We start from the raw sequence: 12695 nt of genomic DNA on the forward strand, positions 1-12695 counted from the left end.
AAATATCCCCGCCGGAGGCAAAAAAATCTATGGCGCCCCCCTGCCGTTCCACGCCACGATGATCAGACCATGAGCGCAATAGACAACCTTCCCCCCCTTCGCGAAGTGATCGCGACCCACCAGCTTTCCGCGCGCAAGTCACTTGGGCAGAATTTCCTGTTGGATCTCAACCTGACCGCCAAGATCGCCAGACAGGCTGGTGACCTGACTGACTGCGACGTGCTGGAGATCGGTCCCGGCCCCGGTGGTCTGACCCGCGGCCTTCTGGCCGAAGGCGCGCGCAAGGTGGTTGCGGTCGAAAAAGACACACGCTGCATTGCCGCTCTCGAAGATATCGCCGCCGCTTACCCCGGACGGCTTGAGGTCATCAACGGCGACGCCCTCGAAATCGACCCGTCACAACATCTGACTCCACCTGTCCGTATCGCCGCAAACCTGCCCTACAACGTGGGGACCGAACTTTTGGTGCGCTGGCTCACGCCGCCGCAATGGCCGCCGTTCTGGCAAAGCCTGACCCTGATGTTCCAGCGTGAGGTGGCCGAGCGTGTCGTGGCGAGACCTGGCTCCAAGGCCTATGGCCGCCTTGCCATTCTCGCACAGTGGCGCAGTGAGGCGCGCATTGCCATGTCATTGCCACCGGGCGCGTTTACTCCGCCCCCCAAGGTGTCCAGCGCGGTTGTACACCTGACTGCCCTGCCTGAACCCCGCTTTCCGGCGGATGCAGGCACACTCTCGCGGGTCGTGGCGGCCGCCTTTAACCAAAGGCGAAAAATGCTGCGCGCCTCACTCAAAGGCATCGCACCCGATATCGAAGACCGCCTGCACGCCGCCGGTATTGCCCCTACAGACCGGGCCGAGCAAATTCCACTGGAAGGGTTTTGCGCTCTGGCCAGGGAAATTCAAAAGCCATAACGCCCGAAACGCATTCCCGGCGATCGGCACGAAAAATCCCGGTCAAAAGACCGGGACTTCACATGTTTCGCAAGTGAGTCAGCTAGCGGTTATTCAGCCGCTTCCGGTGCATCACCGTCGCCCGAAACCTCAGCCTTTTCCGAAGGTTCCGGCGCGGTCTTGGGCTTGCGCGTGCGCGGACGGCGCGCAGGTTTTTCCTTGCGCTCCTTGGGTTCAGACGCCTCTGGCTCTGGGCTTTTGCTCTCGGGGGTTTCGACCAGCCCCGTATCCGCCCCGCTGGGCTGATCGGCAAAGCCAAGAACGTCAGGTTGCGGCGCTTCCGAAGGATCGGCCTGCCGTGCAGCCGTGGCCGCCGACTCGCGCTCCTGCTTTTCGGCCCGTTCACGGTCACGCTCGGCCTGCCGTTCACGGTTTTGCCGTTCCTGTTCTTCCCGGCGCGCATCAATCTCGCGCTGAGCTTCGCTTAGCATACGCAGGTAATGCTCAGCATGCTGCTGAAAATTCTCTGCGGCCACGCGGTCGTTCGACAGCTGTGCGTCGCGCGCCAGTTGATTGTATTTGTCTATGATCTGCTGGGGCGTGCCGCGCACCTTACCTTCGGGTCCCGAGCTGTCGAAGACCCTGTTCACGACGTTGCCGCCAGAAGGACGATTGCGGTTGTTCTTTGCCCGCGAGCGGGATTTGGAAGATCTCATCTTATTTAACGTCAGCCTTGTAATTCACTGTCGATCAACCCGTACATTGCGCCATTTCGAGGCCGATTTCGTGACTCGTTGTCGACTTTTTTGGGCTTGGCGTCGGAGGTTCGCTGTTAAAGCGTCGCCCTCACCGACTACTCTGAGTAAGCACGTCCTGACGACGCAGACAAGAGGGTTGCCGAAATTTTCGCAGCTTTTTTACCTGAATTGGCGTTTTTCGGCCTCAATCCATCCCCTCACCCCGGCATACAGGCGCCGACAACCCGGTCGCGACCATCAAGATCGGCGATAACGCGGATTCCCGACAAACCGGACGCGTCAAACAACGCCGCGACCTTTCGTGCCTGTGTCGGGCCGATTTCCACCAGCAACCGCCCACCCGGCATAAGAAAATCCGGGGCCTCGGCGGCAATGCGCCGATAGGCGCCCAGCCCGTCGCCCTCATCCGTCAATGCCATGCGCGGTTCGTGCTCGCGCACTTCCCGCGACAGGCTTTCCATTTCATCCGCCGATATGTAGGGCGGGTTCGACACGATCAGATCAAACTGGCCTTCAACATTTTCAAACCAGTCCGACTGCACGATCTCCAGCCGGTCCTGCACCTGATTCTGAACGGCATTGGCGCTGGCCTGCAGACAGGCTGCCTCGCTCAGGTCCACGCCGACCCCGGTGGCGCTGGTCCGTTCTGCCAGCAGTGTGATCAGGATACACCCCGACCCTAGCCCCAGATCCAGCACGTGATCAAAGGGATGGCTCAGCGCCGCCTCGATCAGCGTTTCCGTTTCCGGGCGCGGGTCCAGTACATCGCGGCTAACACGGAAACGGCGGCCGTAAAACTCTCGCTCCCCCAGCAAGTGCGATACCGGCACCCGGATTGCGCGCAATGAAATCAACTGGTCATAGCGTTCCACGATTTCCGCCGACAGCTCGTCCGGGGCAATCAGGGTGACGCGGCTGGCCTCGATCCGCGCCGCGTGCGCCAGCAGCAGACGCGCATCACGTGCCGGGTCATCAACCCCTGCCGCCCGCAACCGCGCGGTTGCCGCAACCATGGCCTGCGCCGCTGTCAAAGCCCCGGTCATTGTGCCATATCGGCCAGCAGCCGGGCCTGATCATCCGCGGTCAGCGCATCGATTACTTCGTCCAAATCGCCCTGCATAACCTGATCCAGCTTATAAAGCGTCAGGTTGATCCGGTGATCCGTCATGCGGCCTTGCGGGAAATTGTAGGTGCGGATGCGTTCCGATCGGTCACCCGAACCCACCTGACTGGCCCGATCCGCAGACCGTTCACTGTCGATCCGCTGCCGTTCAAGATCGTAGAGGCGCGTTTTCAGAACCTGCATGGCGATCTCGCGGTTGCGGTGCTGCGACTTTTCGGAACTGGTCACCACGATACCACTCGGGACATGGGTGATCCGTACCGCCGAATCGGTCGTATTCACGTGCTGACCGCCCGCGCCCGAACTGCGCATCGTGTCGATACGCAGGTCATTGGCATCTATCTGGATATCCACATCCTCGGCCTCGGGCAGAACTGCCACTGTGGCCGCCGACGTGTGAATGCGTCCGCCGCTTTCCGTTTCCGGCACCCGCTGGACGCGGTGAACACCGGATTCGTATTTCATCCGGGCAAACACGTTGTCACCCTTGATATGGGCCACCACTTCCTTGATGCCGCCCAGATCCGAGGCCTGCTCCTCGATAATCTCGAACTGCCAGCCCCGCGTTTCGGCATAACGCTGGTACATCCGCAGCAGATCACCGGCAAACAGCGCCGCTTCGTCCCCTCCGGTCCCCGGCCTGATCTCCAACATCGCTGGGCGGGCATCCGCCTTGTCCCGTGGCAGCAGCGACAGCTGCAGCGCATGCTCGGCCTCGGGAATGCGGGCCTCAAGCTCGGGGATTTCCTCCTCGGCCAGTTCCTTCATGTCCGGGTCGTCCAGCATCGCCTGCGCTTCGGACAGATCGGCCACCAGTTGCCGCCAGTGCTGGATTTGTTCAACCACGGGCTTGAGCTCGGAATACTCCTTGGCCAAAGCCGCAATATCCCCGCCCGATGCGCCATCTGCCATGGCAGCTTCGAGGTATTGGAATCGTTGAGTGATCTGTTCAAGACGTTCTTCAGGGACCATCCGCGCGGTGTCTATCATCCCGAGGCTTTGGTCAAGGGCCGCCTCGTGCTAAGCTGATCCCATGAAACGGCTTGTTCTTGTCCTGATCCTCTGCGCCTCGCCCGCATTTTCGGACGTCACCGGTCCCGGCGGCAAGGTGCAGGACTGCTATTGCACCGATAAATCAGGCACCCGCGTCGAGTTGGGGGAAATGATCTGCCTGCAGGTCGATGGCCGAATGTTCATGGCACAATGCCAGATGTCGCTGAACGTCCCGATGTGGCGCGAAGTGCAGGAAGGGTGCCTGTCCTCAAGGCTGCATGAGGGCGATCCACCCATCAACCCTCTGCTTGTTTACCCCGAAATCTGACCGGCCAAAGCGCAACCGCCCATAGATACGCAACGTGTCACCATCCTGCTGCACCGTTGGTAGTCCGGGAAACCAATCACCTTGGTGCGGGTGACATAAGTGATCATCCCCTCGTCCACTGAACCTGCCAGAACCGTGGTGCGCGGGGAGTTGCTGGCAATGGCATCCAGTCGCGCCAGACCGTCCGGCCCGGTGTCGATCACACGCAGAACACCTGCCTTGAAATCCCGACTTTCATCGCCTCTGGGCGCTATGTGCCAGCGCGCCGTATCGGATGGGGCCAGCCGAACATAACCTGCAAGGCCAGCGACCAGAACAATCAGCACAAGAAGAAGGGTCATTTTCCATCCCATAACAGCCTGATCCCGACCCTAACCTGCACCGTCACCCGCGCAAGCCACGCAAAGCCCGGTTACCGTGACGTCACACCCGGCAGAACGCACAGCAGTTCATACAGCAGGTTCGCCCCCGTCAGCGCCGTGTTCCCGGACGGATCGTATGGCGGGGAAACCTCGACCAGGTCACACCCCACGATGTTCAGCCCCTTCAGCGCCTGAATAAGCTGCAGCGCCTGCGGAGTCGTCAGCCCCCCGATCTCGGGCGTGCCCGTGCCCGGCGCATAGGCCGGGTCCAGGCTGTCGATGTCATAGGTGACATAGACCGGATGATCCCCTACCACGCGCCGGATCTCATCTCCGATTGGTGTCAGGTTCTGGTGCCACAACTCCCACGCAGGGAAGTGACGAAATCCCCAACCCTGTGCCTCGGTAAAATCCGTGGCCGCATAGCCCGAGCCGCGAATGCCGATCTGAAAGGTCTTGTCCGCGATAATCGCCCCTTCTTCATAGGCGCGACGAAAGACGGTTCCGTGTGTCTCACGCTCGCCGAACATCTCGTCGTTGACGTCGGCGTGGGCATCCACATGGACTAGCGCGACAGGCCCGTGTTTCGCTGCAATCGCCCGCAGAATTGGCAGGGTAATTGAATGATCGCCCCCCATCGCCACCGGGATCACGTCCTGCGCCAAAATACCGTCATAGCTTTCTTTGATGATCTTCAGACTATCGGCCAGAGAGAACGTATTGATCGCCAGATCACCGATATCTGCGATCTGAAGGCTGTCAAACGGGGCCGCGCCTGTAGCCATGTTATAGGGCCGGATCATCGCACTTTCGGCGCGGATCTGTTTCGGCCCGAACCGCGTCCCGGATCGCCACGAGGTGCCGATATCCATCGGAATGCCCAGCACCGCCACATCCAGCCCCGCGAGCGAGGCTGCCTGCGGCAGCCGCATGAATGTATTCGGCCCGGAAAACCGAGCCAGATCGTTGCCGCTGATCGGTTGGTTAAAATCTGTCATTCCCGTCGCGTCTCCCGTCCCACCATTTGACCAAGCACATATCGAAAATATGGCTAACCAATCGTTAAGCTGGGACTAGCTTGTTCCACCCCAACAAACAAATGATCTGCGTCGCCACATGTGCCCCTGCAATGGCCGTCGCACCCGAAGTATCAAATGGCGGCGACACTTCGACCACGTCACCGCCCTTGATGTTGATCCCGGCAATGTCGCGCAGAATAATCTGCGTCTGGATCGAGGTTAGACCTCCCCATACGGGTGTCCCGGTACCCGGTGCAAACGCGGGGTCAAGACCATCAATGTCAAAGCTCAGATAAACCGGGCTGTCGCCCAGAATACTCTTGATTTTCTGCGCCACGGCGGCCGGTCCGGCCTCGTACACTTCACGTGCGTCGATGATATTGACGCCCAGCGTATCCTCGTTGCTGGTGCGTATCCCCACCTGAACGGATCGCTTCGGGTCCACAAGCCCCAGCTTCACCGCCTTGTAGAACATGGTGCCGTGATCCACGCGGGACATGTCATCGTCGGCCCATGTATCCGTATGCGCATCGAATTGCAGCAGCGACATCGGTCCGAATTTTTCGGCATAGGCTTTCAGTATCGGAAAGCTGATGTAGTGATCCCCACCCAGCGTGACCGAGGCCACATCAGCCGCCAGAATGGTACGGATATGCTCGGTCAGCGTGTCAGGAAAAGCCGGGATGTTGGCATAGTCATAAGCCATGTCGCCATAATCGATGATCGCCAACTCGCTCAGCGCATCGAAAGGCCAGCCATAGGGCGCATCGGGCGATTGCAGGGCGCTGGCCTCACGGATCGCGCGGGGCCCCAGACGGGTGCCGGGCCGGTTGGTGACCGACTGATCAAAGGGCACGCCGGTCACGGCAATATCCACGCCCTTCAGCTCCTTGGTGTACAAGCGGCGCAGAAACGATGTCGCCCCGCCAAATGTATTCTCAAAGGACAACCCCTTGAGGTCAGGATTGGTGAACGCCTCGTCCACCTGAGTCTTTGCATTTTCCAACGCCATTTCAGGTCATCTTCCTCCCAAAGTTCCCGGGGGGGGTTGGCGACGCGCATTAACGTCAAGCCACAGGCAGCGCCTTTTCCACGATTCTCGCAAAAAAGGATGCACCCACCGGCGCGATGTCGTCGTTAAAGTTGTACTTCGGATGGTGCAGGCCCGCACCCTCGCCCTGTCCCAGAAACAGATAGGCACCGGGCCGTTCCTGCAGCATGTATGAAAAATCCTCGGCCCCCATCTCGCGCCCCGTATTGGCGATCACGCGTTCAGGGCCGGAAACCTCCCGTGCAACGTCTGCCGCAAAGGCCACTTTGTTGGCATCGTTGATCGTGGCTGGATAACTGACGTGATAATCCAGACGCGCCTCAACCCCGTAGGATGCCGCCTGCCCCTGCACGATCTGCTCCATGCGCTGCATCACCATCTTCTGCACATTCGGGTCAAAGGTACGCACAGTGCCGTTGATATAAGCCGTGTCGGGGATCACGTTGTTCACCGTACCGGTGTGTATCTGCGTGACCGAGACAACCAGATCGTCCAGCGCATAGTGATTGCGGCTGACGATGGTCTGGATCGCCTGCGCAATGCCGCAGGCCGCCATGACCGGATCGCGGGTTTCGTGCGGCATGGCCCCATGTCCGCCGACACCTTGAATATGCACCTCGAAGGTGTCGACCGCCGCCATGATCGGACCGGGTGTGGTATAAAACGACCCTTCCGAAAACCCGGGCGCATTGTGCAGCGCATAGACCTGAGAGATATCGAACCGGTCCATGATACCTTCCTCGACCATCACACCAGCCCCGCCGCCCTCTTCCTCGGCGGGCTGAAAGATCAACGCTACCCGCCCCCGGAAATTGCGCGTCTCGGCCAGATAGCGTGCCGCGCCCAGCAACATCGTTGTATGCCCGTCATGCCCGCAGGCGTGCATCTTTCCGGGGTTTGTGGAGGCATACTCCACACCGGTCTCCTCAGGAATCGGCAGCGCATCCATATCGGCGCGCAGGCCAATCGTAGGCCCATCCCCCTGCCCGTTGATGATTGCGACGATGCCCGTGGTGGCGATCCCTTCGTGCAGTTCATCCACACCAAACTCGCGCAGACGCTCGGCCACAAACGCCGCCGTTTCATGGCATTCGAACTCAAGTTCAGGGATCGTATGCAGGTGCTGGCGCCATGTGGTCATATCGGCGGCAAAGTCGGCAATTCGGTTCACGACGGGCATCTGGGGTGGACTCCTGATCCAAGCTGCGGGATGGATGCATCTGACACCGGAACAAGGGGCTTCGCAATGGCTGAAAATCCGCTGATCCACGACTCTGACGCAGGGATTGAGCGCCTGTTGGAGATTATGCGCCGCCTGCGCGACCCGCAGACGGGCTGTCCGTGGGATATCGAACAGGATTTCGCCACCATCGCCCCCTACACGATCGAAGAAGCCTATGAGGTCGCCGACGCCATCGAACGCGAGGCGTATGATGAACTGAAGGGCGAACTGGGCGATCTGCTGTTCCAATCCGTGTTCCACGCGCAGATGGCGCAGGAGGCCGGGCATTTCACCTTTCAGGACGTGGTGCGCACCATGTCGGACAAGATGGTGGACCGGCACCCGCATGTGTTTGGCGATGAATCCCGCGACAAGTCCGCCGAACAGCAGACGCTGGACTGGGAAACCATCAAGGCCGCCGAACGCGCAGGCAAGGAACAGAAAGGCGCGCTGGACGGCGTGGCGGCCAACCTGCCCGCCCTGCTGCGCGCTCACAAGTTGCAGAAACGCGCAGCCCGCGTAGGCTTCGACTGGCCCGACGCCAGCCATGTCCTTGCCAAGATCACCGAGGAAGCCGCCGAGCTGGAAGAGGCACGCAACAGCATGGATGCTGACGCGCTAGAGGACGAATTCGGCGATCTGTTGTTTGTCATCGTCAATCTGGGTCGCCATCTGGGAATCGAGCCCGAAGCCGCGCTGCGTCGCACCAACGCCAAGTTCACCCGCCGCTTTGAACAGGTCGAGGCGCGTCTGGCCTCGCGCGGCAAAACCCCGTCGCAAAGCGATCTGGCCGAGATGGACGCGCTTTGGGACGAGGTCAAAACCGAGGAGCATCGCGCCAATGGCAAACTCCCGCCGGTGGATGCGCCGACCGACGCCTGAAACCGCTGGACAAGTGAGGCAGCGCTTGCCAGTCTCCGCTCTTCAACACTTCGGAGGCCGTCCATGACAGCGCGCAAGATCATCATCGACACCGACCCCGGACAGGATGACGCCGTCGCCATCCTTCTGGCGCTGGCCAGCCCCGAAGAGATCGAGGTTCTGGGCATCACCGCTGTTGCCGGAAATGTGCCGCTGGAACTGACCGCAAAAAATGCGCGCATCGTCTGTGAGCTGGCAGGCCATACCGAAGTGCCCGTCTATGCCGGTTGCGACCGCCCGCTGAACCGCACCCTGATCACTGCCGAACATGTACACGGCAAAACCGGTCTGGACGGGCCTGTTCTGCCCGACCCGCAGATGCCTCTGACAGAAGGCCACGCCGTCGATTTCATCATCGACACCCTGCGCGCGCATGAAGCCGGTACCGTCACCCTCTGCCCACTTGGCCCGCTGACCAACATCGCGACGGCCTTTCAGAAAGCCCCCGATATCGTTGATCGTGTCCAGGAAATCGTTTTGATGGGTGGCGCGTATTTTGAGGTTGGGAACATCACGCCAACGGCAGAGTTCAACATTCACGTCGATCCAGAAGCTGCTGATATCGTATTTAAATCCGGCAGACCCATCGTCGTCATGTCTCTGGACGTGACCCACAAGGCACTTGTCACCAAACCCCGCAACGACGCTTTCCGCGCGCTTGGAAACAAGGTTGGCGTGGCCGTTGCGGAAATGACCGATTTCTTCGAACGATTCGACAAGAACAAATACGGCAGCGAAGGCGCCCCCCTGCATGACCCCTGCGTTACCGCCTGGTTGATCAAGCCCGAGCTGTTCTCAGGCCGTCATGTCAATGTAGAGATCGAAACCCAATCCGATCTGACCCTTGGCATGACAGTCGCAGACTGGTGGGGCGTCACCGACCGACCACCCAACGCCATGTTCATGGGCGATCTGGATGCGGACGGCTTTTTTGCCCTGCTCACCGAACGGCTGGCCCGGCTATGACCGCCGCGCTTCGCCTTGCCCGCCCCGACGATCTGGACCGGCTGATGGCGCTGGTCGCCGCTTTTCACGCCGAGGCCGGTATCGAACAGGATCACGATCAGCGCCGCGATGCCCTTCTCCCGCTGCTCGAAGGCATTCCGCACGGTTGCGTTTACCTGATCGGCCCCTCTCGCGCTCCGCTGGGATATATCGTCATAACCTTTGGCTGGTCGGTCGAGTTCGGAGGCATGGACGCCTTTGCCGACGAAATCTACATCCGCCCCGCCGTGCGCGGCCGCGGCATCGCCACCGAGGTTCTGCTGGAACTGCCCAAGGCGCTTGCACAGGCCGGTATCCGCGCCATCCATCTTGAGGTGGACCGCGACAACGAAACCGTTCAGCGACTGTATGCGCGCACCGGATTCAGGGCGCGAGAACGCTACATGCTCATGAGCCGGACATTGTAGCGGAAACCGGTGTAAATGCTCTGCACCCGGCCCCATTCGAATAACAGGACCGGGCGGTATTTGTCAGGCGTTGCCAATCAGCGCAGGATCGAACGTCCCGCGTATTCCGCGACTTCACCCAGCGATTCTTCGATGCGGATCAACTGGTTGTACTTGGCCAACCGGTCCGAACGCGCCAGCGAGCCGGTTTTGATCTGACCACAGTTGGTGGCAACCGCCAGATCGGCAATCGTTGCATCTTCGGTTTCGCCCGAACGGTGCGACATGACGTTGGTATAACGCGCACGGTGGGCCATATCGACGGCCTTCAGCGTCTCGGTCAGCGAACCGATCTGGTTCACCTTGACCAGCATCGAGTTGGCGCAGCCCCGCTCGATCCCCTCGGCCAGACGCGCCGGGTTGGTCACGAACAGATCGTCACCCACCAGTTGCACCTTGTCACCGATGGCGTCGGTCAGTGCCTTCCAGCCGTCCCAGTCATCCTCGGACATGCCATCCTCGATCGAGATGATCGGATAGTCGGCAACCAACGCCGCCAGATAGGCCGCGTTTTCCTCGGACGTCAGGGTCGTGCCCTCACCCGACAGAACGTACTTTCCGTCCTTGTAGTATTCGGTCGCCGCACAATCGAGCGCCAGATGAATGTCGTCGCCCGGCTTGTAGCCAGCTTTTTCAATCGACTTCAGAACGAAATCCAGCGCCTCGCGGGTCGAGGCGATGTTGGGTGCAAAACCGCCTTCGTCACCCACCCCGGTGGCCAGACCTGCCGCCGACAACTCTTTCTTCAGCGTATGAAACACCTCGGCCCCCATGCGCACCGCTTCGCGGATGTTGCTGGCCGAGACGGGCATGATCATGAATTCCTGAATGTCGATCGGGTTGTCCGCGTGTTCACCGCCATTGATGATGTTCATCATCGGCACCGGCAGAACACGGGCCGAGGTGCCGCCCACATAGCGGTACAGCGGCTGCGTGGTGAAATCTGCTGCCGCCTTGGCGGTTGCCAGCGAAACACCCAGAATGGCGTTGGCGCCCAGACGACCTTTGTTCTCGGTCCCGTCCAGTTCGATCATGGCGCCGTCGATGGCCACCTGCTCGGTCGCGTCAAAGCCCACCAGTTCCTCGGCGATCTCACCGTTCACGGCGGCCACGGCCTCCAGCACGCCTTTGCCCAGATACCGATCCTTGTCGCCATCGCGCTTTTCAACTGCCTCATAGGCCCCGGTTGACGCACCCGAAGGAACGGCGGCGCGGCCCATTGTTCCGTCTTCCAGAATCACGTCCACCTCGACGGTGGGATTGCCCCGGCTGTCCAGAATTTCGCGCGCGTGAATGTCGATGATGGTGCTCATGAGGCCCGTCCCTGAAGATGCTTTCGGTTGCAGGCGTCTTAGCAGCACCCGGAGAAAAGTAAACCGGCACCGTTATCGCTAACGTTCCTGTTTTTACGACTTTAGGGCTAACATTGCGGTGTTTGCGCGAACATTCGCAGGGATTTTCTTAGACCTGAGACAGCAGGCCGCGCCTCAGGCCGCGACGGCAGCCATCTCGCGCGCAAGCCGCCGCTCACGCACGAAAGTATACAGTCCGGATCCGATGATCAGGGACGCCCCCATCAGGGTCGGCAAATCGGGGCGTTCCTCAAACACCAGCATGCCTGCCAGTATTGAGAATAACAGTCTGGTATAGCGGAACGGCGTGATCGCCGACGCCTCGCCGATACGCATGGCGGTCACGATGCCATAGTACCCCAGAACACCGAACCCGATGGCCCCCACATAAATCCCAAGCTGCGGTGCCTGCAACGGGGCAACCGGCGCAGCGGTCATGAACATCAGCACAATACCGGTCGGGATCAGTGCAAGATATGCCTGCGACGCAACAACGACCGACGGCACACGGTGATCGATGACCCGCGTCAGCAGATCCCGTGCCGCAATTGCAACCACGGTTGCCACCACGAACAGCGATTCCGGCTGGAACGCATCCGTTCCGGGCCGGATGATCAACAGCACACCGGCAAAGCCCACAAGAATCGCACTCCACCGGCGCCAGCCGACCTGCTCACCCATGAACAGCGCCGCGCCCATGGTGATCGTCAGCGGCAACGCCTGAAACACCGCCGCAACAGTGGACAGATCAACCAGCGACAGCGCGGTCACAAAGGTCAGCGCGCCTACAGCCTCTAGCCCCGCCCGGATCAGCGGCAGTGGCGCCCAGGCTTGCGGCAGAAAAATGGGTTTACGTGTTGCAACTGCCAGAATCAGAAAGATGGCCGAGCAGAATGTGCCCAGCACCGTCAGAATCTGCCCGGTCGAAACATCGACCGACAATTGTTTGATGAACATGTCCTCAAGCGTAAAGGCCGCCATCGAGGCAATGATCATCAGGATGCCGTTGACGTTGTTCATGCGCGTATCCAATCTCTGCCGTCCACCATCGGTACGGCCAATGCGATCAGCAAAATCGCATGATCGCGGCTACGGCAAGGACTTTCGCATTAACTTCGATGAATAGACGTGACCCCACCCATCGCGTTTCGTGATACTTCCCACGCAAGCGCGACGTGCAGCCTGAAGATTTTCGGCAAGTTCTTTGATCCTTTTCCCCAAGAT

The 12695-nt window shown here is 60.3% G+C and carries 14 protein-coding genes; 5 read left to right on the forward strand and 9 right to left on the reverse strand.

The genetic code is table 11. From position 1 onward, the window contains the following. Positions 1 to 69: 69 nt before the first annotated feature. Positions 70 to 912, forward strand: coding sequence for a 16S rRNA (adenine(1518)-N(6)/adenine(1519)-N(6))-dimethyltransferase RsmA (rsmA, locus tag ACR0NW_RS07220; RefSeq protein ID WP_480449795.1), 843 nt, complete (start codon positions 70 to 72; stop codon positions 910 to 912). Positions 913 to 1001: 89 nt separating this feature from the next. Here the strand turns inward: rsmA and ACR0NW_RS07225 are convergent, their stop codons facing one another. From ACR0NW_RS07225 to prfA, 3 genes are all read right to left on the reverse strand, one after another. Further along, entirely contained in the window at positions 1002 to 1607 is a 606-nt protein-coding gene (locus ACR0NW_RS07225) for a DUF4167 domain-containing protein (RefSeq protein WP_480449796.1), read from the reverse strand. A 239-nt stretch (positions 1608 to 1846) separates the two neighbouring features. Next, positions 1847 to 2692, reverse strand: coding sequence for a peptide chain release factor N(5)-glutamine methyltransferase (gene prmC / locus ACR0NW_RS07230; protein ID WP_480449797.1), 846 nt, complete (start codon positions 2690 to 2692; stop codon positions 1847 to 1849). Then, entirely contained in the window at positions 2689 to 3744 is a 1056-nt protein-coding gene (prfA, locus tag ACR0NW_RS07235) for a peptide chain release factor 1 (RefSeq protein ID WP_480450166.1), read from the reverse strand. The genes prmC and prfA overlap by 4 nt, the downstream gene beginning before the upstream one ends. A 61-nt stretch (positions 3745 to 3805) precedes the next feature. Here prfA and ACR0NW_RS07240 point away from each other — a divergent pair, with 61 nt between their 5' ends. Continuing rightward, positions 3806 to 4093, forward strand: a complete 288-nt coding sequence (locus tag ACR0NW_RS07240) for a hypothetical protein (RefSeq protein ID WP_170652159.1) — start codon at positions 3806 to 3808, stop codon at positions 4091 to 4093. On the opposite strand, the gene ACR0NW_RS07245 is transcribed toward ACR0NW_RS07240, so the two are convergent. The 4 genes from ACR0NW_RS07245 to ACR0NW_RS07260 form a co-directional block, all read right to left on the reverse strand. Continuing rightward, positions 4078 to 4434, reverse strand: coding sequence for a hypothetical protein (locus tag ACR0NW_RS07245; protein ID WP_480449798.1), 357 nt, complete (start codon positions 4432 to 4434; stop codon positions 4078 to 4080). The two genes, ACR0NW_RS07240 and ACR0NW_RS07245, sit on opposite strands and share 16 nt — an antisense overlap. A 71-nt stretch (positions 4435 to 4505) precedes the next feature. Then, complete coding sequence (gene speB / locus ACR0NW_RS07250) at positions 4506 to 5453, reverse strand: agmatinase (protein ID WP_480449799.1); 948 nt, start codon at positions 5451 to 5453, stop codon at positions 4506 to 4508. A 64-nt stretch (positions 5454 to 5517) separates the two neighbouring features. Then, positions 5518 to 6486 carry an agmatinase gene (gene speB / locus ACR0NW_RS07255; RefSeq protein ID WP_480449800.1) on the reverse strand — a complete coding sequence of 323 codons (969 nt, stop codon included), beginning with the start codon at positions 6484 to 6486 and terminating at the stop codon, positions 5518 to 5520. A 55-nt stretch (positions 6487 to 6541) separates the two neighbouring features. Beyond that, positions 6542 to 7705 carry a M20 aminoacylase family protein gene (locus tag ACR0NW_RS07260; protein ID WP_480449801.1) on the reverse strand — a complete coding sequence of 388 codons (1164 nt, stop codon included), beginning with the start codon at positions 7703 to 7705 and terminating at the stop codon, positions 6542 to 6544. A 66-nt stretch (positions 7706 to 7771) separates the two neighbouring features. Here ACR0NW_RS07260 and mazG point away from each other — a divergent pair, with 66 nt between their 5' ends. From mazG to ACR0NW_RS07275, 3 genes are all read left to right on the forward strand, one after another. After that, a complete protein-coding gene (gene mazG / locus ACR0NW_RS07265) occupies positions 7772 to 8629 on the forward strand; it encodes a nucleoside triphosphate pyrophosphohydrolase (protein ID WP_480449802.1) in 858 nt (285 codons plus the stop codon). Between the two features lie 63 nt (positions 8630 to 8692). Then, complete coding sequence (locus tag ACR0NW_RS07270) at positions 8693 to 9634, forward strand: nucleoside hydrolase (protein WP_480449803.1); 942 nt, start codon at positions 8693 to 8695, stop codon at positions 9632 to 9634. Beyond that, positions 9631 to 10080 carry an N-acetyltransferase family protein gene (locus tag ACR0NW_RS07275; protein WP_480449804.1) on the forward strand — a complete coding sequence of 150 codons (450 nt, stop codon included), beginning with the start codon at positions 9631 to 9633 and terminating at the stop codon, positions 10078 to 10080. Before ACR0NW_RS07270 ends, ACR0NW_RS07275 begins: the two co-directional genes overlap by 4 nt. A gap of 77 nt (positions 10081 to 10157) precedes the next feature. Here ACR0NW_RS07275 and eno read toward each other — a convergent pair whose 3' ends face one another. Then, entirely contained in the window at positions 10158 to 11432 is a 1275-nt protein-coding gene (gene eno / locus ACR0NW_RS07280; protein WP_170652142.1) for a phosphopyruvate hydratase, read from the reverse strand. Positions 11433 to 11606: 174 nt separating this feature from the next. Continuing rightward, a complete protein-coding gene (locus ACR0NW_RS07285) occupies positions 11607 to 12491 on the reverse strand; it encodes a DMT family transporter (protein ID WP_480449805.1) in 885 nt (294 codons plus the stop codon). Positions 12492 to 12695 lie beyond the last annotated feature (204 nt).

The sequence above is a fragment of the Ruegeria sp. CF5 genome (assembly GCF_056537325.1).

Excerpts from the sequence above, each read along its gene's own strand:
- rsmA (WP_480449795.1), top strand. The coding sequence starts at position 70 with ATGAGCGCAATAGACAACCTTCCCCCCCTTCGCGAAGTGATCGCGACC.
- ACR0NW_RS07225 (WP_480449796.1), bottom strand. The coding sequence starts at position 1,607 with ATGAGATCTTCCAAATCCCGCTCGCGGGCAAAGAACAACCGCAATCGT.
- prmC (WP_480449797.1), bottom strand. The coding sequence starts at position 2,692 with ATGACCGGGGCTTTGACAGCGGCGCAGGCCATGGTTGCGGCAACCGCG.
- prfA (WP_480450166.1), bottom strand. The coding sequence starts at position 3,744 with ATGGTCCCTGAAGAACGTCTTGAACAGATCACTCAACGATTCCAATAC.
- ACR0NW_RS07240 (WP_170652159.1), top strand. The coding sequence starts at position 3,806 with ATGAAACGGCTTGTTCTTGTCCTGATCCTCTGCGCCTCGCCCGCATTT.
- ACR0NW_RS07245 (WP_480449798.1), bottom strand. The coding sequence starts at position 4,434 with ATGACCCTTCTTCTTGTGCTGATTGTTCTGGTCGCTGGCCTTGCAGGT.
- speB (WP_480449799.1), bottom strand. The coding sequence starts at position 5,453 with ATGACAGATTTTAACCAACCGATCAGCGGCAACGATCTGGCTCGGTTT.
- speB (WP_480449800.1), bottom strand. The coding sequence starts at position 6,486 with ATGGCGTTGGAAAATGCAAAGACTCAGGTGGACGAGGCGTTCACCAAT.
- ACR0NW_RS07260 (WP_480449801.1), bottom strand. The coding sequence starts at position 7,705 with ATGCCCGTCGTGAACCGAATTGCCGACTTTGCCGCCGATATGACCACA.
- mazG (WP_480449802.1), top strand. The coding sequence starts at position 7,772 with ATGGCTGAAAATCCGCTGATCCACGACTCTGACGCAGGGATTGAGCGC.
- ACR0NW_RS07270 (WP_480449803.1), top strand. The coding sequence starts at position 8,693 with ATGACAGCGCGCAAGATCATCATCGACACCGACCCCGGACAGGATGAC.
- ACR0NW_RS07275 (WP_480449804.1), top strand. The coding sequence starts at position 9,631 with ATGACCGCCGCGCTTCGCCTTGCCCGCCCCGACGATCTGGACCGGCTG.
- eno (WP_170652142.1), bottom strand. The coding sequence starts at position 11,432 with ATGAGCACCATCATCGACATTCACGCGCGCGAAATTCTGGACAGCCGG.
- ACR0NW_RS07285 (WP_480449805.1), bottom strand. The coding sequence starts at position 12,491 with ATGAACAACGTCAACGGCATCCTGATGATCATTGCCTCGATGGCGGCC.